Source organism: Sphingomonas sp. Leaf9, assembly GCF_001421355.1.
Lineage (GTDB): Bacteria > Pseudomonadota > Alphaproteobacteria > Sphingomonadales > Sphingomonadaceae > Sphingomonas.
In genome coordinates, this window is the sequence record NZ_LMKC01000003.1 from 639484 (window position 1) to 658701 (window position 19218).

The window sequence follows — 19218 nt, forward strand, 5'->3', positions numbered from 1 at the left end:
CCTCAGGTGCTCGCTCAACTGCAGCCCCCACCACAGCCGCTACCACAGCCACCGTCGCCACCGTCGCCGCCATCCGATCCGTCGAACCCGCCGAAGTCCCATTCGAACCCGTCCCCGTCGCCGTGACGAAACCGGCCAAGCGACCGGCACAGCGCGACGACCGCGATGACGGCCAGCAGCGCTGCGACGACCAGATGCTGCCCTGCGATCACCATCATCGCCATCACCCCGGCGCCGATCGCCGTCGGGATCGCCCCAGCCGGATGGGGCGGCCGGGTCATGTCGACGCGGACGAACCGTCCGGCAAAGCGCTCGGCGGGGTCGGGCCAGATATCTATCGGGGGGACTTCGCCAAAGGTAGCGCGATACCGGTCGAGGGTGCGGGCATAGCAGTCGCGATACCGTTCCAATTGATCGGGGCCGCCGCTGGTCGGTTCGTGATGGATCGCGTGCCCCACGATATCGCGGCACAGCCCTTGCCAATAATCGCGGGTATAGGCCAGATGCAGGTGCCACGCCTGATCCACGGCATCGGATGGGGTGAGCGGTTCCTCGCCAGTGGCGATCAGCGCAAGGAAGCGGCGATATTCGACCGCGACCCGCGCCGCAAAGGCTTCGCTCCAGCCATTCTCTGCGGCCAGCCTCCCTTCGAAGCCGAGCGTTGCGTCGGTCTGGCCGATAGCCAGGGTTTCGATCCTCCCGATGAGGACCCTTCGCGCCGGATGCGCGGGGCTGTTCGTTTCCATGTCCTATTACAATAGTAGGAATATGTTGCGGCAAGATGACGGTCGCTGGAGGAACCGGGCGGCGTCGCGGACGCTATCGTATCGACACCGGCGGGAGGCATAGGTGATCGGCTATCTGGTCTTGCTACTGTACGGCGTTGCGGTCGGCGGCATGGTCGCGCTGGTGCTGCAGTATCGCCCGGCATGGTCGCGACGGCGGGTGTTCTGGACGGTGATCCTGCCGGCACCCTTCGCCGCGATGGTCGCAGCGGCGGTCGGTGTTGCGATGCTTGGTCCGGCCAAACCGGGAGAAATCGACGCGACGGGGATGGCAATGGCTGTCTACCTGGTCGGAGGAACGGTGCTGGCCTGCGCATTGCTCGCGCTGGGCGGCCTCGCCGCCTGGATCGCGATCCGGCTGACCCCAACCCCGGTACCGGATACGGAACCCGCCGCCCCCAACCCCGCATTCGATGCGTTGCTGGCTCCCCTGCCTGACGACGTGCAGGCCGAATTGCGACGGCGGATCAGGCCGCCGCTGCCAACCTCAGCGACCCAGCTGCTGCGTCAAATCCATGGATTACTGGTGAGTGCGGGGATCGCAAAGGGCCGCGGGGGCTATCCCGGCGGGCTGACCGCGCCGGGTTGGAGCACCTATGTCGCGGACCAGCGTCGCAGCATCGCCATGTTCCGCGCCGTGGTGGCGGCATGGGGCGATCCGCCCGCCGACCTTGCCGATGCGATCAACGATTACGACCGCTACTTCCCGCCGCCGGTACGATTGCTGGGGGATGGATGGGAGCCGCATGTCGAAGCGGTCGCCGGGCGGTATGTCTATGCCTTTCCACTGGCATCGGGCCACGCCACCTTCAGCATCGACTTTCCGATCCGCCGATCCGACGTCGATGTGTTGCTGTCCGATCCCTATCGCCGGGCGGTATTGGAGGTGGTGACGCATACCGTGTTCCAGCGGTCGTCGGTAGCCGGCAATCCGGCGGCGACCCAAACCGGCTTCGAAGCGCTGATCGACAGGGTGCTGCATGGGTCCGAGGATGCGCTGGTGGCCTATCTGCTGGCATTCGACCGCGAGCACCACATCCGCACCGATGTGTTCATCCGGCAGGCGATGGCGCGCCATGCCACCGCTGCGAAGGAAGGCGACGCGGCATGCTGAAATGGCTGTTCGCGGTCGTCCGGCCGCGACCGCTCCTGTCGCTGCGCCCGGCCCGCAGCCGGCGCGGCTCGAGATGACGGAAGAGGGCAATCCACTGCACCGGCTATTCGACGCGTGGGGCCTGCCGTGGCGTGAGCCGCGCGCGGCGGTCGAAGCGCGCGAGGGCATTCGCCGCGATCCGCTATATGACTGGGACACCATGCTCGTTTCGGGCGCTGCGGCGCTGCCCGGTGTGTTGCAACCGTGGAATGCGGGGGTCTCTGACCGCTTTGCCCCCACGCTGCCTATCGTTCGTTTCAGCGCGATCACCTGGACATGCGACGATGCGGAGGGTAATTTGCGCCAGATCGCGTCGCATGTAGCCAAGTGGATCGGCCCTGCACCGATCGGGGCGGAATATAATACCGAGGTGTGCCGGTGGCAGGCAGGCGCCGCCGGGTTGAAAATGACGACCTGGCCGCCCGCGCGCCAGTCGCCCGGCCTGTCCAACGACGCCCATGCACGCGAACCACGACTGCGCACCGCCGTCCATCTTACCGCGACGACAGGCTTCCGCCTGCCCCTGACCGCGCGCGAGGAGGCATGGCTAGAAGCGTTCCAGCCGGTCGCGACGATAGATCCGCAACGGACGGTCGCACAGGATCGTATTGCTGATATCGCGCCGGGCGAAACCGAACTGGAATATGCGCGGGAACCCGGCAAGCACGTGACCCGGATCGCGAGCAGGATCGGTTATCCGCCGGACCTCGCCGCGCTGATCTTCTGCACCCACCAGCTGTTCGTTGTGCCGCGAGAGGACGTGCTGAGCTTCACGATCACACGACTGCACCGCGCCAAAGGGCCGGGCGGATCCTATCTGCAGGTCCGGTGCCGGACGCTAAGTCCCGATGTGCCCGACAAGACGCTGTTCTTGACCCAGTCATCCGATCCCGAAGGCGTCACGGCGTTGGCACAAGCGCTGGCGGCGACGTTCGATCGCCCGTGCGACATCAGCCCTCTGTTCGCCGATGCGTGAGCGCCGGAACCGACGGCACGGTGATCGTCGCCACCGACCATGGCTGGGTCGACTTCGATCGCGTACTCGCCACCGGGCTGTTCGACGAGGAAACCGCCGCGCGCCATCCGCTCTGGGTCAAGGAGCTGTACGGATAGGCCCATCATCAGCCGGAGATGGAGGAATATGGCATCGAGAGCTTCGTCTAGCGTGCGCGGATGCCGTTCGATCCGGCGAAGTTGCATGCATTCCTGACCGATGGCGGGCTCGATCATGTCGGCAAGCTGGGGGTGGCGGGCAACCGGACGATGGCCGCGCGCACGGGTAAATGGTGGGCGGCGCTGCCCAAGCATCACTGGCCAGGCGATGGCCGGTTCGACCAATTCGTCGCAAAGCATTGGGATGGGATCTGGGACGACCGGCGGCAGGAGCTGGTTTTCATCGGCATCGGCATGGATGAGGCCCGCATCCGCTGGCAGCTCGATACCTGCCTCGTCCACGCCGCCGCCTTCATGCCGACGCTGTCGAACGACCTGCGCGATCCGTTGCCGGCGTGGGGCGAACGTCAGACGGAGGCCGCCGAATGAGCCTCGCCATGCTCGATGACCAGGTTGCCTTTGGCTATGACCGGGCGTCGCTCGACCCGATCGCCCGGCCCGCGGCTGCGCTTGCGATCTGGTGGCGATCGCTGGCCGACCCGCTTGCGACCGCGCTTGCGGCACTCGACCTCGACACGGTGGACGACGTGTCGCTCGACCTTACGGCCAACGCCGCCTCGTGCTGACGCTCGATCCGCTGACGACCGGCTGATCCGATCCATCGCGCCGGAGCCGTGCGGGCTCCGGCATCGTGGTCGCCGCTCAGAAGCTCGCGCGCAATCCAACCGACGCGGTGCGCGGCGTTCCCGGCTGCACCCACAGCCGCGCATAACTGCTGGCATACCATTGTTCGTCGAACAGGTTCTGCACCGCGGCAAAGGCGGTGACGCCCGGCGTCACGTCGATATCGCCGAACACCCGGACCAGCGTGTGCGACGGCAGGAAGAAGTTCGTGCCCGTCTCCCCCAGGCGGCGATCGACGGTCTGGACGCCGGCACCGACCTGCCCGGCCCGCTTCCCCACCGACAAGCGCTTCGCCAGCTGGACGTTGATATTGTGTTCCGGAATGTTGATGAGCGGATCGCCCGGCCGGATCTGGGCCGAGAAGCCGGGGTCGAGCACGCTGGAGCGCGCCTCTGCGTCGATATAGGCGTAGCTCAGCAGCATCTCCACGCCGCCCGGCAGCTGCCCCGTCAGGTCCAGCTCGACGCCCCGGCTGCGCGCCTTGCCGATCGCGACCGAGAAGCCGGGATTGTTGGTGTCGCTTGCCAGCACGTTGGACTTGTCGAGCTGGAACACCGCAACCGTGCCGTTCAGGCGCCCGCCGAGCGCAGTCAGCTTGATGCCGACTTCCTTCGACCTGCTGGTTTCGGGATCGAAGATCGCGCCGGTGACGTCGGTGCCGATATTGGCGCGAAACCCCTCGCCATAGGCGGCATAGAGCGACACCGGATCGGCCAGTTCGTAGACGATCCCCGCCTGCCGGCTGAAACGGCTGCGGCGACGGCGGCTCTCAACCTTTGTCAGCCGGTTGTCGGTGCGTAGCTGGACGTCGTCGTAGCGTCCGCCGAGCCGTACCTGCAACCGGTCGGTCAGGCGGATCTGGTCCTGGACAAAAACTCCGGTGGAGCGCTGCACGTCCAGCCGGTCGTTCTGCGCCGCCGGCACCGGCAATGGAAAGCGGCCATAGACCGGCGCGGCGATATCGATGACGTTGCCCGCCCGGTCGGTCGTCGTCCCCGTCACCACCGCCGGGCGGACACGGCCGAATTGCTGGTCGTTGTCGAACACGTCGTGATCGGCACCGATTAGCACCCGGTGTTCGAGCGCGCCGGTATCGAACCGGCCCGACAGCTCGGCCCGGATCACCCATTGCCGCGAATCATAGCGGCGCGAGCGGCGCTGCCGCGATAGCGATCGGCCGTCCACGAACAGCTTCTGCCGCGCCGTGGCGAGCTCCGCGTCCGACGAGAAGCCGGTCAGCAGCGTATCGCGCAGCGTCGCCCCGACCAGCATGCTCCAACGATCGCTGAAATCATGTTGCAGGCGCAGCTGATGCCCGGTCGCGCGTGCCACCGTATCGCCGTCGCCCGGCTCCCCCAGGAACCGTTCGCGTGGCACGGTGCGGAAATCATTGCCCAGCACGACGATGCCCCGGTCGAAGGGTACCTCCGTGCGGGTATATTCAAGGTCGTAGGTCAACCGGGTGCGGTCGCCCAAGGCCAGGCCGATCGACGGCAGGAACCCCCATCGCTGCTGGTGCACCGTATCGCGAAACGTGTCGCCGGACTCGGCATAGGCGATCAGGCGCGCGGTCAATCCACCGTTGATGGCGAGGTTCAGGTCCCCTTCCGACCGGACGCGTTCGAAGCTGCCATATTGGATCGACGCCGACCCGAAAGTGCGGCCAAGCTGCGCCTGCTTGGTAACGAGGTTGACCGTCCCCCCCGGCTCGCCCCGCCCGAGCAATGCCGCTGCCGGTCCCTTCAGCACCTCGACCCGCTCGATCCCGGCGACGTCGCGCGGCCCGCCAAAGCCACGCCCGCCGTTGAAGCCGTTGACCAGATAGCCGGTCGGAATATTCTCATCGCCGGCAAAGCCGCGCACCGCGAAGCTGTCGAACAGTCCGCCCAGCGCGTTCTGGCGCGATATCGACGCGTTGAGATCGAGCGCATCGGTGATCCGCAGGAGGTTGTTGGCTTCCAGCGTCCTGGCGTCGATCTGCGCAATCGCCTGCGGAATTTCGGACAGCGCGAAGTCGCCGCGATAGGCCTGACGCACGCCATTGACCACGATGTCCTGTGCCGGATCGCGGGCGCCGTCGGCCGGATCGGAGGCAACCACCTGCGCCGCTGCGCCTCCGCAGCCCAGCACCAGCGGCACCACCCCGGCCAGCAGCATCCCACGCATCATCGAACGCCTCGTCATAGATCCCTTTTCCCCGCCGGCCTGTCGCCGATCGAAAGCGTCCCATGACGATATGACGTAACATCGTCAAATGATATGTTGTCTCATTTCATTTTGGGTCGGCGGGTCGCTCTGCCCCCATGCGGTCGTTTGACAGGATGTGCCCTCGACCGAGGTGCGGCAGCTGGTCGTCACCTCGCCCTATCATTCGGCGATGATGGCCTGATGGTCCAGCTGTCAGCGCTGCCCGATCGGCATCAGCGTGTGAAAGCCGCTGGCGTGAAAGATCAGCGGCATCACCGCATCGGCGGTCGCTGCGCGGTGGAGCCAGAACAGGATGATGTCGTGATCGCCCGCCGCGATCTCCTGCTCGACCGTACAGTCCAGCCAAGCACCGGCATCGCTGAGAAAAAGTGCGCCGTCGGGGGTCGTCTCGTATTCCAGCCCCCGGAAGCGATCGTCGCCCCTCTGCGCCAGCTGCCGCGCCGTGGCGGCATGCCCCGCGCCGAGGAACGAGATGCCGATCCGGCCGAGGCCGCGCAATTGCCGCCACGTCGCCGAACCATGCCTGATGCAAACCGACACGAGCGGAGGCGTGATCGATATCGCGACGAACGCGCTGGCGGTCATGCCGATGGGCGTGCCCCGATCGATCGCGCACAGCGCGGTGACGCCGGTCGGGAACCGACCGAACACGCGGCGCAGGTCGGCTTCGTCGCCCATGGGAGTCAACACGTTCATCGCTTGTGCTCCCCAACCGCCAGATCAACCGCAACACCGTCTGCGACCCGCCGGGCATAGCGCCGGGCAAGTGCGGCGCAGACCATCAGCTGCATCTGGTGAAACAGCATCAGCGGCAGGACGATCAGCCCGACCGCGCCGGCGGGAAAGAGGATGTTCGCCATCGGCAGCCCGCTCGCCATGCTCTTCTTCGATCCGCAGAACACGATCGCGATCTCATCCTCGGTGGTGAAGCGCAGCAGGCGGCTCGCCACCGTGGTGGCGATCAGCACGACCGCCAGCAGCACGAGGTCGAGCACGATGACCAGCCCGAGGCTTTGCGGCGTCACCCTGCTCCAGATACCGGCCACGACACCCGCGCTGAACGCGGAATAGACGACCAGCAGGATCGAACCGCGATCGACGAGCATGGTCAGTGTCTTTTGCCGGTTCAGCCAGTCGCCGATGAAGGGCCGCGCGCACTGCCCGACCACGAACGGCAGCAGGATCTGCAGCGCGATGTCGCGTACCGAATCGAGTGACATGCCGCCCGTACCGGCGCTGAGGAACAGCGTTGCCAGCAGCGGCGTGATGACCACCCCCGCCAGGTTCGACAGCGACGCACAGCACAGCGCGGCAGGCACATTGCCCCGCGCGATCGAGGTGAAGGCAATCGACGACTGCACCGTCGAGGGCAGCATTGACAGGAACAGCAGCCCGGTCACCAGTCCGTCGTCCAGATGCCCGCGCAGGAGCGCCGTGATCCCGAGGCCCAGCAGCGGAAACACCACGAATGTCGTCGCGAATACCAGCGATTGCAGCCGCCAGTGCAGGATACCGGTCCAGATCGCCTGTCGCGAAATCCGTGCGCCATAGATGAAGAACAGCAGCGCGATCGCGGCGTATACCACGACGTCGAGCACGTTCTTGCCAATACCCCGCGCAGGCACGATCGCCGCGACCGCCACCATGGCGACGATCGCGAGGATATAGATGTCGATCCTCAGCCGACGGAGGATGGCGTTCATAATCGATCTTCCGCTTTGTCCATGCGCCCCCCTACGCCGTGCGTGCCCGGTCGTGAATGGGTGGGCACGGCGACCGGGTCAGGCCGTCAGTTCGCCCCGAACGATCGCCGCGCCGGCCCCCAGCGCCGCCAGCTTGCCGCGGGCGACGTCGCGCGACAGCGGTGCCATCCCGCAATTGGTTGCGGGCAAGAGCTTGTCGGCATCGACAAAGCGCAGTGCGTTGCGCAGCGTGTCGGCGACCTGTTCCGGCGTTTCGATCGCGTCCGTCGCGACGTCGATCGCGCCGACCATCACCTTCTTGCCGCGGATCAGTTCGATCAGGTCCATCGGCACACGCGAATTGCGGCATTCGAGCGAGATGATATCGATCGTCGACTTTTGCAGCCTGGGAAAAGTCTGCTCGTACTGGCGCCATTCGGAACCGAGCGTCTTCTTCCAGTCGGTATTGGCCTTGATGCCGTAACCATAGCAGATATGGACGGCGGTCTCGGCCTTCAGCCCCTCGGCGGCGCGCTCCAGCGTGGCGATGCCCCAGTCGTTCGCCTCGTCGAAGAACACGTTGAAGGCGGGTTCGTCGAACTGGACGATATCGACGCCGGCTGCCTCCAGCTCGCGCGCTTCCTCGTTCAGGATACAGGCGAACTCCCAGGCCAGCTTCTCGCGGCTGCGGTAATGCGCGTCGTACAGGGTGTCGATCATCGTCATCGGGCCCGGCAGCGTCCACTTGATCGGCTGGTCGGTCTGCACGCGCAGGAACCGGGCATCGTCGACAAACACCGATCGGGGACGCGAGACGGCGCCGACGACGGTCGGCACGCTGGCGTCGTAGCGGTTACGGATACGCACCGTCTCGCGCTTCTCGAAATCGACGCCGTCCAGATGCTCGACAAAGGTCGTGACGAAGTGCTGGCGGGTCTGTTCGCCGTCGCCCACGATGTCGATCCCGGCCTGCCGCTGGTCGTCGACCGCCAGGCGCAGCGCGTCGCGCTTGCCCGCGACCAGCTCCTCACCCTCCAGCCGCCACGGTGACCACAAGGTCTCGGGCTGGGCGAGCCAGGAAGGCTTGGGCAGGCTACCCGCGGTCGTCGTCGGCAACAATATCGTCATGGGAATACCTTCGTAGGCGTGGGGGTCAGAGGCCGCAGGTCGCGGACCAGCGCTGCAGCGCGTCGCCGTGCGGCTTGATGAAATGCTCTTCGGCGAACCTGCCCTGCTCCGCGGCGAGGCGGCTGCGTTCCTCGCGGTCATAGACGATGCGGGTCAGCGAATAGTCCTGGTACGTCAGGCTCGGCTGATATTGCTCCGCCGCGACCAAATTGGCGTTGTAGATTTCCGGCCGGTAGATTTTCTGGAACGTCTCCATCGTCGCGATCGTGCTGGCAAGTTCGAGGTTCGTGTAATCGCTGACCAGATCGCCGATGTGATAGAAGGCGAACGGCGCGACGCTGTGCGGCGGCATGAAATAGCGGACCCTCATGCCCATCTTCGCGAAATAGCGGTCGGTCGGCGAAAAATTGTCGTTGCGATATTCGACGCCGAGGATCGGATGGACGTTGGCGGTGCGGCGATAGACTTCCCTGCTCGATACGCTGAGGCAGATGACCGGGGGTTTGCGGAAATTGTCGCGGTAGGCGCTCGACGCCAGGAAATGCTTGAACAGATTGCCGTGAAGGTCGCCGAAGCCCTCCGGCGCGTCGGCACCCCCGGCCTTGCGGTGGTCGGGCAGAACCACGCTGAAGTCATAGTCGCGGATGTAGGACGAGAAATTGTTGCCGATCATCCCGTCGCTACGCTCGCCGCTGGTCCGGTCGGTGACGGTGGTGTGCAGGATCTCGATCAGCGGGAACGCCTCCGCCTCCGCGCCATCCCCCAGCGTGAGCGCGGCCGAGACGATGGTCAGTTCCAGCGCGTAGCGATCGCCCGTGGGATTGTCCCAGTGCATCAGCGCGTTGAAGCGGTGGTCGATCATCAACAACGTGTTGCGCAGATTCTCCCGGCGGCTGTCCCCGCGTGCGAGATTGGCGAAGTTGGTGGTGATCCGCGTGTTGTCGCCCGGACGATATTCCTCGTCGAAGGGCAGGCTGCTGATCGAGAATGTGAAGCCGCTATTCGTCATGACTCACCCAGGCTTTGCGGGCGGGAAGTCAGGCGAAAGCGCGCAAGGCACGGACGGGCCCGAACGGCATCGAGCCATGGACCGCACACATCAAGCGCGATCCACCGGAGGAACCCCCGTCCGAGGAACGTTATGGCGTCGAAAGGCAGGTCTCCTGGCTCACGGGTCAACGCGGTGGCTCCGGCCTTCCCAGGCTCCTTGCGGGAACCCAGTGACACGAAATGGAGCCGCCGCTCGCCGCTTACAGTTGCGGGGGCAGCGCCGGATTCTGCCCTGAAGGACACCACCGGCTTCCCGTCTTAGCCCCATCGCCTTGCATGGGATGGGGAACCTCGACCTGGCCCTTCAACATCATCCCCCTGCCCATGTCAACACACATATATAAAGATATCTTTATATGCTGTATCGTAGCGTGATTGCATGCCGTGCGGCGGTCGGCGGGGCGCGACGCCGGCCTTGACGGGACGGGCCACTTTCTGCGACCGCCGTCCGGTCAAGGTTCCTTCGCCCCATGGTCGAAGGCTAAGACGGGAAATCGGTGCGATGCCGATGCTGCCCCCGCAACTGTAAGCGGCGAGTGGATTTCCCCTGGTGTGCCACTGGTGCTTCGGCACCGGGAAGGCCGGGATTTCCATGACGACCCGCGAGCCAGGAGACCTGCCTTCGACGCCATAACGACCACCGGCGGGGTGCCCGGTCTGGCCGCTGCGTCGCTGTGGGGAGGAGGTGCCTTCTTCCCGCTGGCCTCTGGCGTCTGGATATCCTCCGCGAATGATTGAGGACCCGAATGCCACACGACGCGCGTCACACCCCCATCCAGTTGGTCGACATGGTATTCCCCGGTGACGCCAATCACCACGGAACGCTGTTCGGTGGCGTGGCGCTGGCGCATATGGACAAGGTGGCGTTCCTTGCCGCGTCGCGTCATGGCCGCGCATCCTTCGTCACCGCCGCTTCGGAAAAGATCGACTTTGCGGCACCGGCGCGGATCGGCGATGTGGTCGAGGTGACGGGCCGGGTCGTGCGGGTCGGGCGAAAATCGCTCGACGTCGAGGTCGAACTGATCGCCGAAGTGCCCGTTTCGGGCGAACGCCGTCTGTGCACACGGGGCCGCTTCACGCTGGTCGCGGTCGGCACCGAACAGCCGCTGCCGCCGATGGCGGAGGCGGTTCAGCCGGATGCCGCCGCGCCGCTGCGGATGGTCGACATGATCTTCCCGAACCAGACCAACCATTATGGCACGCTCTATGGCGGCGATGCGCTGCGCATGATGGGCAAGGCGGCCTTCATCGCGTCGACCCGCCATGCGCGGGCGGTGATGGTGATGGCTGCCTCCGATCGGATCGACTTCGTCTCGCCCATTCGCGAGGGTGAAATGGTCGAACTCACCGCCGAGGTGCGGATGACCGGGCGCAGCTCGGTGCGGATCGGCGTGGACCTCAGCGCGGAGGACCTGATTACCGGCGAGCGGCGACACGCCGCCACGGCGCTGTTCACGATGGTCTCGGTCGATGAAACCGGCCGGGCCAAGCCGTTTGCCGACGTCCAATAGCGCCGGTCGGGAGGGCATGTGCGGTATCCCCGCCGCCGCCAGAATACGATGACTGCCCTGCCCGTTCGCACCACCATCGCGGCCCCGAGCAATTCCTATTCACTTAATAGATTTTCTTTGGCTTCCTTTCCGCTTCCCTGGAATAGGGAGGCACCTTGCACCGTTCCGCAGTGCGGAATCGAACAGGGAATTCAGGGAATGACTCAGGGCCGTACCATCGCCCTTCTCGGCGCGTCGCTGCTCACGCTGGCCGCGACCTCCGCCTTTGCACGCCAGGCACCGCAGGGCGGGACGGGCGAGCCGGCCGCCGACGCCGCCGACACGGGCGACGAGATCGTGGTGACCGGCACCCGCACCGCCGGCCGGACCCGGCTCGACAGCGCCTCGCCGGTCGACGTGCTGAGCGGTGCCAGCCTGCAACGCCAGGGCACGACCGAACTTGCTGCAGCACTCGCGACGGTCGCCCCGTCGATCAACTTCCCCCGCCCCTCGGCCAATGACGCGACCGATGCGATCCGCCCGGCGACGCTGCGTGGCCTGGCGCCAGACCAGACGCTGGTGCTCATCAACGGCATTCGCGGGCACAGCTCGGCCAATCTCAACACCAACGGCACGGTCGGGCGCGGGTCGGCGGCAGTCGATCTCAACACCGTGCCGACCTCCGCGCTCGACCGGATCGAGGTGCTGCGCGACGGTGCATCGGCGCAATATGGCTCCGACGCGATCGCGGGCGTCGTCAACCTGCGCCTGCGCGAAGCCCGCTCGGGCGGCGGCGCGGGGGTCACCTACGGCTTCTACGATACGCAGGTCGACACCGCCGCCAACCGGCGCAGCGTGACCGGCGAACCGGTCGTCACCGCGACCGCGTGGCAGGGGTTCGGCTTCGGCAGCGACGGCTTCGTCACCGTGTCGGGCGAATATACCAGGCGGGAACCGACCAACCGCGCCGATATCGATCGCCGCGTCACGCCCAACCGCGTGACCGGCCGCTATGGTGATCCGGCGGTCGAGCAATATACCGGCTTCATCAACGCCGGCACGTCGCTGACCGATAGCATCAGCCTGTATGCCTTCGGTGGCTATCAGGACCGCGACACGCGCAGTGCCGCCTTCCCCCGCAATGCCAGCGCGCAGACGACGCTCGCGGGCTATCCCAACGGGTTCCTGCCGCTCATCAACACCAAGACGAAGGATATCAATTCGGCAGTCGGGCTGCGCGGCGATTTTGGCGGGTACAAGGTCGACCTGTCGTTCAGCTATGGCCGCAACACCGTCGATTTCCGCACGCTCAATTCGGCCAACTATGCCTATGGCGCCGCGACCCCGCGCAATTTCTATGACGGGCAGGTCGCCTATGACCAATATGTCGCCGGGCTGGACGTGACGCGCAAGTTCGACGTGTTCCAGTCGCTGAACGTCGCCTTCGGGATCGAGGGGCGCCGCGAGGGCTACACGATTTCGCCGGGCGAGCGCGCATCCTTTGACTATCCCGTAACCGGTGCGACCGGGGCGGCACCCGGCGCGCAGGGCTTTGGCGGGTTCAGCCCGCTCAACGCCACCCAGCGCAGCCGGCGCAGCGGCAGCATCTATGCCGATGTCGAAGCGCAGGTGACTGATCGCCTGCTCGTGGGCCTCGCCGCGCGGGGCGAGAAATATTCGGACTTCGGATCGACCGCGACGGGCAAGGTTTCCGCCCGCTACGACGTCACCGACTGGTTCGCGCTGCGCGGCACCGCGTCGACCGGGTTCCGCGCGCCGTCGCTGCAACAGCAATATTTCACGCAGGTCGCATCGGTCGTGACCAACGGCGTGCCCGTGTTGACCGGCACCGTCCCGTCGGTCAGCACGGTGGGATCGGCGCTTGGCGGCCTGCCGCTCGAACCCGAAAAGTCGACGAACCTGTCGGTCGGCACCGTGATCCGGTCGGGCGGGTTCGACCTGACGGTCGATGCCTATCGCATCCACATCCGCAACCAGATCGGCCTGTCCGAAAATATCAGCGCGGCGACGGCGGGATCGGCGGCGGTCGCGACCCAGATCCGCAACCTGCTTGCCGCGACCAACACCGGGGCGAGTGCGGCGCGCTTCTTCATCAACGGGCTGGCCAGCACGGCGCAGGGGATCGATGCCGTCGCCCATTACCGGACCCGCACCGCAGCCGCTGGCACCTTCGACTTCACCGTCGCCGGCAACATCAACAAGGTCGACGTGACCCGCGTGCCGACCTCCACCGCCACGCTCGATCCCGCGCCGACGCTGTTCGCGCGCAGCCGTATCCTGACGCTGGAACAGGGAACGCCGGGCGAGAAGGTGACCGGCACGATCGACTGGTCGCTCGACCGGCTCGGCGCGCTCGCCCGCGTCACCTATTACGGGAACGTCAACCAGCCCGGCACGACCCCCGCCGCCGACGTGCTGACCGGGAACCGCGCGATCACCGACCTCGAACTGCGCTATAGCGGTCCGAAGGGCGCGCAGCTGGGGTTCGGCGTCAGCAACCTGTTCGATGTCTATCCCCGCGCGACCCCGACCGCCAACAACTCGACCGGGGTCCTGGGCTTCCCCTATTATTCGCCATTCGGGTTCAACGGCCGCTATCTCTATGTCCGGGCTGGACTAAACTGGTAGGTTCGGGAATCGGACAGGCTGTCGGGGGCGGGCACATCCGTCGAGCCCACCCCCGCCACGGCTGAGCCCCAGAATTTTTTCGATGTTAGCGATAACTCCTACAATTACCAATTGCGTGTTCTGAATATCGCGATATTTGTCCGAGTATAAGAACCCGGAAGGGGTTCGTCGGAGGGGACAAATCGTGTTCAGCAGAACCGCCATCCTGGCGTCGGTATCACTTTGCTCGTTGCTGAGCGCCGTAGCGGCGGAGGCGCAGACAGCGCCGGGCAATCAGCCCGACGGCACCACCCCTGCAGTGCAACCGTCCAGCGCCAGTCCTGCCGGCACCGTTGCCGAAGACGACGAGATCGTCGTCACCGGCGTGCGCGCATCGATCCTCGGCGCGCTCAACATCAAGCGCAATTCGACGCAGGTGGTCGACTCTATCGTTGCAGAGGATGTCGGCAAACTGCCCGACAATAACGTGATCGAGGCGTTGCAGCGCGTCAGCGGCATACAGGTGACCAACCGCACCGGCGGCGAGGCGGCGGGCATCTCGATCCGCGGCCTTCCCGATGCGCTGACCACGATGAACGGGCGGAACATCTTTACCGCGTCGGGGCAGGCATTTGCGCTGGCCGACATTCCGGCGAACCTCGTCAAGCGGATCGACGTCTACAAGACCCGCGCCGCCGACCAGATCGAAACCGGCATCGCCGGGCAGATCGACGTATTCACTCGCCGCCCGTTCGATTTCGACGGGTTCGCGATCTCGGGCGTGGCGCGCGGCATCTACAACGAGCAGGCGGATTCGTTTAACCCGAACGTGTCGGCACTTATCAGCAACCGCTGGGAAACCGGCATCGGCGATATCGGCGTGCTGGTGAGCGGCAGCTATTCGCGCACCAAGTTCCGCGACATGAGCGTGACGTCGGGCGCGATGGTGCCGTTCGTCACGGAAAATCCGCCGCCGGGCTACACCCCCTTGCAGCGCGTTTTCCCCGAAACCGGGGCTTGGGAGCCGGGAAGGGAGCGCGGATTGCCGACCGCTGCCGGCTCGACGTTCCTCCTCGATGGCCGGCAGGTGCCCTACTATCTCTCGCGCGACGCGGTGTTCAGCCCGGACGTCAGCGGCACGCGCGAACGCCCGGCGGTGAACGCGGCGGTGCAGTGGTCGCCGAACAACAGCTCGACCTACACCGCCGAATTCTTCTGGAACCAGTTCAGCGCGACCACGCAGAACAGCCTGTTTTTCAGCTTCGTCGATTGGTGGGGCGGGCTGGGTGCGAACCCCAAGTCGACGTTCGAGCTGTATCCCGGCACCAATATCATCAAGGCGCGGTCGGTCGGTGACGTCTATGGCTTCAACAGCGGCGACTATACCCGGTCGAAGACGAACAGCTATATCTACGCGCTGAACGGCGACTGGAAGGTCGGCGACAATGGCCGCATCACCGCCGACCTGTCATACCAGAACAGCCAGTTCGACACCCAATTCCTGGCAATGCGGATCGACCGCGTGGCAAAGCGGATCGACGTCGATTTCAATACCCGCAACGGCATCCCGGCGTACAACTTCGACAACAATGCGCTGCTGACCGACCCGACCCAGTGGAATGTCGGCGAATTCTACGACAATGCCAACCGGTCGAAGGGGGATGCGATCACGCTCCACCTCGATGGCGAAAACAAGTGGGACGATGGCTTCCTGCGCCGGGTAAAGGCGGGCATTCGCATCGACGATCGCAACGCGACCGATTCGGTGCGGTCGCAGGATGCGCGCGGGCTTGGCCGGCGCCTCTCCACGCTCGATCCGGGGCTGCAGCTGACCAACAAGAACTTCTTCGACGGGCGCGCCAGCGTCCCGACGTCGTGGCTGGTACCCAATGGCAGCTATATCTACGATAATGTCGACGCCATCCGGCAGCTGTACAAGGGGAGCGTCGCCCCGAACTTCAAGCTGTCGGACCAGCTCGCGCTGACCGACGTGTTCGACATCAACGAAATCACCATGACCGCCTATGCGATGGCCGACGGGCAGATCACCCTGTTCGGGCGACCGCTCGATGTGCAGGCCGGGATACGCTATGTCGATGTCGACACCGATTTCGTGTTCACCGATCGCTATAACGGCACAGTGTCGCGCGCGTCGAACGGCACCAGTCGTTTCCTGCCCAGCGCCACGCTGCGCTATGCGATCACCGACGATGTTCGCCTGCGCTTCAACTACGGCGAAACGCTGCGCCGTCCGGCGTTCGGCGACCTGAACCCCAACCCCAATCTGGTCGGCGATCTGACCGGGGTCGGGCGCGGCAGTGGCGGATCGGGCAATCCCAATCTGCGCCCCACCACTTCGCGCAACTACGACCTGTCGGCCGAATGGTTTTTCGAACGCAACAGCGCGATCTACGCCACGCTGTTCCGGCGGGAGATCGACGGGCTGGTCGTGCCGCTCACCTCGCTGCTGGTGATCCCCGGTACCGGGCTGAATACCGATCGGTTCGCCGTCACGCGTCCGGAAAATGCGTCGAACGGCGTGCTCAAGGGGCTGGAGCTGGGGCTGACCTATTTCCCGACCTACCTGCCCTCGCTGCTCGACGGGTTCGGGTTTCAGGGCAGCCTGACCCTGCTCGACTCCCAGCAGAATATCCCGATCTCGGACCAGACGGGGCAGATCGTCGGCGAAACCGAATCCGGTTTCTTCGGGGTGTCCGACCTGTCGTACAACGCGACGCTGGCCTATGAAAAAGGCGGCCTTGGCGCACGCCTGTCCTATGTCTGGCGCAAGCCGTTCCTTGCGAACAACGAAGCGCGGCTGTTCGCAAACCCGATCGGCGTATGGCGACGCGCCGAAAGCAGCCTCGATTTCCAGCTGACGTGGGGCATCACCGACCGGCTCGGCCTTACGCTGGATGCGGTCAACCTGACCAACCAGACGCAGCAGAACTATTACCGCTTCCAGGACGCGGGCAATTCCGAGCAGTTCAACCTCGGCACCACCTTGCTGTCGCGGACCTTCGCCGTCGGGGTGCGCTTCGCGCTCGACTGATCCGGTGCCGGGCGGGGCTATCATGTCCCGTCCCCTCCCGCCGACTGCCCGATCCCCTTTTCGGAGTGACCATCCATGACCCGGTTCACCCTTCCGTTCGTCGCGCTTGCCCTGTCCCTTCCCGGTTGCAGCGGCATTTCCGGCGGGGAGGCGAGCGGCAACATCGCCGCCCCCGCCGCCCCTGCCCCCACCCCGACGCCGACCCCTACGCCGACTGCCGCCGCAACCCCGGTCGGCCTCGCGCTCACCGGTGACACCATGCCGGTCCACGACCCGGCGATCATCAGGGACGGCAGCACCTATTTCCTGTTCACCACCGGCGCGGTCGGTGACAAGGAAGGCCTGCTCGCCACCCGCACCTCGACCGATCTGAAGGCGTGGACGTGGCGCGGGCCCGCCTATACCGCGCTGCCGGCATGGGCGACGGCGGCGGTGCCCGGCACGTCGGGCATCTGGGCCCCCGATATCGTCAAGCGTGGCGGCGAATATCGCCTCTATTATTCGGTCTCGACCTTTGGCTCCAACCGCTCCGCAATCGGCCTGACGACCAGCAACGCGCTGAACCAGAATACGCCGTCCAGCGGCTGGACCGACAAGGGCGCAGTGATCCAGTCGAACACGAGCGACAATTTCAACGCGATCGATCCTGCCGTCTTTACCGATGCGGACGGGCGCGAATGGATGGCGTTCGGCAGCTTCTGGTCGGGGATCAAGATGGTGCGGCTGGATCCCGCCACGGGCCTGCGGCTCGCCAGCGACCAGACAATCTATGCGCTGGCGTCGCGCCCCGCCCCTACCGCGATCGAGGCGCCGTTCGTCGTCCGCCACGCCGGTTTCTATTACCTGTTCGCCTCGTTCGACAATTGCTGCAAGGGCGCGGACAGCACCTATAACACCGTCGTCGGACGGTCGGCCTCGCCGACCGGGCCCTATGTCGACAAGGCGGGCAAATCGATGCTGGACGGCGGCGGGACCCTGGTACTGGCATCGGGACAGGGCACCAACGCGCGCTATGTCGGCCGCGGCCATGTCGCCGTGCTGCAGGAGACGACCGGCGACCACATCGTCTATCACGCCTATGACCGCGAACGGAACGGTGCGCCGACGCTGCAGATTCAGTCGCTGACCTGGGATGCCGATGGCTGGCCGGTGGCGCAATGAAGGAGAGAATGCCGATGAACGACCCTATGTCGCGCCGCGCGCTGCTCGGCGGCCTTGCCGCCACCGGCACGGTTGCCGCGCTGCCCTCGCTGGCCCAGCGTCGCGCGCAGGCGGGGGGGATCGTCAATCCGCTGGTGAAGAACCGTGCCGACGCGCAGGTCTTCCGCCACACCGATGGCTGGTATTACCTGACCGGATCGGTGCCCGAATATGACAGGCTGGTGCTCCGCCGGTCGAAGACCATCGGCGGCTTGACCAACGCGCCAGAGAAGGTGTTGTGGCGGCACGAGGCGAAGGGGCCGATGTCCGGGTTCCTGTGGGCGCCCGAACTGCACTGGATCGATGGCAGGTGGATCATGTATTTCGCCGCCGGCCCCAGCGGCGGCGGCGAGGATGTGTTCCGCATCCGCACCTATGCGGTGGTGTGCGACGGCCCCGATCCGATGACCGGCCGCTGGACCGTGCTGGGGCAGTTGCAGACGCCGTGGGACAGCTTCAACCTCGATTCCACCAGCTTCGTCCATCGTGGCACCCGCTACCTCGCCTGGGCACAGCGCGAGCCGGGGATCGAGACCAATTCCAACCTGTATCTCGCGCCGCTTGCCACCCCGCTGACGCTGGCCGCAAAGCCGGCACGGCTGACCGTCCCGACCCTGCCGTGGGAGGTGCGCGGGTACAAGGTCGCGGAGGCACCCGCGCTACTGGCGCGGAACGGCCGGCTGTTCATGACCTATTCGGCGAGCGCGACCGACGCGCGCTATTGTCTGGGCATGCTGACGGCGCGCGACGATGCCGACATTATGGACCCGGCGGCATGGACCAAATCGCCAGTACCGGTGATGCAGACGTCGGTCGCGCACAAGATCTATGGTCCCGGCCACAACAGCTTCACGGTCGACGAACGCGGCCGCGACATGCTGGTGTTTCATGCCCGCGATTACGAAAAGATCACCGGCGACCCACTGTTCGATCCGAACCGTCACACCCGTGTCCAGCCGATCCGCTATGACGCGGCGGGCGTGCCGCAGTTCGATCCTCCGGTCGCCAACGGGCCGCTGACCTGAACCCTTCCGCCCCGCGCGCC

15 protein-coding genes, 1 pseudogene and 2 riboswitches are annotated in these 19218 nt (G+C 65.7%); of the genes and pseudogenes, 10 read left to right on the plus strand and 6 right to left on the minus strand.

Annotation, left to right across the window (positions count from 1 at the left end):
• Positions 1-14: 14 nt before the first annotated feature.
• On the minus strand, positions 15-746 hold the full coding sequence (locus ASE58_RS10760; protein ID WP_055820885.1) for a glycine-rich domain-containing protein: 732 nt from the start codon (positions 744-746) through the stop codon (positions 15-17).
• A gap of 103 nt (positions 747-849) precedes the next feature.
• Here ASE58_RS10760 and ASE58_RS10765 point away from each other — a divergent pair, with 103 nt between their 5' ends.
• From ASE58_RS10765 to ASE58_RS10780, 5 genes are read left to right on the plus strand one after another with little or no spacing between them, the layout of a single operon-like run.
• Positions 850-1899 (plus strand): hypothetical protein, encoded by a 1050-nt coding sequence (locus tag ASE58_RS10765; RefSeq protein WP_055820888.1) that lies wholly within the window; start codon positions 850-852, stop codon positions 1897-1899.
• Between the two features lies 1 nt (position 1900).
• Entirely contained in the window at positions 1901-2914 is a 1014-nt protein-coding gene (locus tag ASE58_RS18320; protein ID WP_055820891.1) for a hypothetical protein, read from the plus strand.
• The gene (locus ASE58_RS18325) at positions 2911-3051 is read left to right on the plus strand and encodes a hypothetical protein (protein WP_235513582.1); all 141 of its coding nucleotides are present in this window, start codon (positions 2911-2913) and stop codon (positions 3049-3051) included. Before ASE58_RS18320 ends, ASE58_RS18325 begins: the two co-directional genes overlap by 4 nt.
• A gap of 60 nt (positions 3052-3111) precedes the next feature.
• Positions 3112-3480 (plus strand): GTP-binding protein, encoded by a 369-nt coding sequence (locus tag ASE58_RS18330; protein WP_055820894.1) that lies wholly within the window; start codon positions 3112-3114, stop codon positions 3478-3480.
• Entirely contained in the window at positions 3477-3677 is a 201-nt protein-coding gene (locus ASE58_RS10780) for a hypothetical protein (RefSeq protein ID WP_055820898.1), read from the plus strand. The genes ASE58_RS18330 and ASE58_RS10780 overlap by 4 nt, the downstream gene beginning before the upstream one ends.
• A gap of 76 nt (positions 3678-3753) precedes the next feature.
• On the opposite strand, the gene ASE58_RS10785 is transcribed toward ASE58_RS10780, so the two are convergent.
• From ASE58_RS10785 to ASE58_RS10805, 5 genes are all read right to left on the minus strand, one after another.
• Positions 3754-5901: a TonB-dependent siderophore receptor gene (locus ASE58_RS10785; RefSeq protein ID WP_443024657.1), complete on the minus strand. Its 2148-nt coding sequence runs from the start codon at positions 5899-5901 to the stop codon at positions 3754-3756.
• A 234-nt stretch (positions 5902-6135) separates the two neighbouring features.
• The gene (locus ASE58_RS10790) at positions 6136-6639 is read right to left on the minus strand and encodes a flavin reductase family protein (protein WP_055820903.1); all 504 of its coding nucleotides are present in this window, start codon (positions 6637-6639) and stop codon (positions 6136-6138) included.
• Positions 6636-7646, minus strand: a complete 1011-nt coding sequence (locus ASE58_RS10795; protein WP_055820906.1) for a bile acid:sodium symporter family protein — start codon at positions 7644-7646, stop codon at positions 6636-6638. The genes ASE58_RS10790 and ASE58_RS10795 overlap by 4 nt, the downstream gene beginning before the upstream one ends.
• A 78-nt stretch (positions 7647-7724) precedes the next feature.
• Positions 7725-8753, minus strand: a complete 1029-nt coding sequence (locus tag ASE58_RS10800) for a methionine synthase (RefSeq protein ID WP_055820909.1) — start codon at positions 8751-8753, stop codon at positions 7725-7727.
• 25 nt (positions 8754-8778) lie between these two features.
• Positions 8779-9762, minus strand: a complete 984-nt coding sequence (locus ASE58_RS10805) for a DUF1852 domain-containing protein (protein WP_055820912.1) — start codon at positions 9760-9762, stop codon at positions 8779-8781.
• A 127-nt stretch (positions 9763-9889) separates the two neighbouring features.
• Positions 9890-10112: riboswitch (cobalamin riboswitch) on the minus strand.
• Positions 10113-10241: 129 nt separating this feature from the next.
• A riboswitch (cobalamin riboswitch) is annotated at positions 10242-10441 on the plus strand.
• A gap of 108 nt (positions 10442-10549) precedes the next feature.
• Between ASE58_RS10805 and ASE58_RS10810 the strand changes: the two genes are divergently transcribed.
• The 5 genes and pseudogenes from ASE58_RS10810 to ASE58_RS10830 all read left to right on the plus strand — a co-directional run.
• Positions 10550-11314 (plus strand): acyl-CoA thioesterase, encoded by a 765-nt coding sequence (locus ASE58_RS10810; protein ID WP_055820915.1) that lies wholly within the window; start codon positions 10550-10552, stop codon positions 11312-11314.
• 198 nt (positions 11315-11512) lie between these two features.
• Positions 11513-13942 (plus strand): TonB-dependent receptor plug domain-containing protein, encoded by a 2430-nt coding sequence (locus ASE58_RS10815; protein WP_055820918.1) that lies wholly within the window; start codon positions 11513-11515, stop codon positions 13940-13942.
• Positions 13943-14171: 229 nt separating this feature from the next.
• The gene (locus ASE58_RS10820) at positions 14172-16973 is read left to right on the plus strand and encodes a TonB-dependent receptor (RefSeq protein WP_235515914.1); all 2802 of its coding nucleotides are present in this window, start codon (positions 14172-14174) and stop codon (positions 16971-16973) included.
• A 75-nt stretch (positions 16974-17048) separates the two neighbouring features.
• Positions 17049-18134 (plus strand): arabinan endo-1,5-alpha-L-arabinosidase, encoded by a 1086-nt coding sequence (locus tag ASE58_RS10825; RefSeq protein ID WP_055820924.1) that lies wholly within the window; start codon positions 17049-17051, stop codon positions 18132-18134.
• 14 nt (positions 18135-18148) lie between these two features.
• A pseudogene (locus ASE58_RS10830) lies at positions 18149-19192 on the plus strand (glycoside hydrolase family 43 protein); the annotation flags it as partial.
• Positions 19193-19218 lie beyond the last annotated feature (26 nt).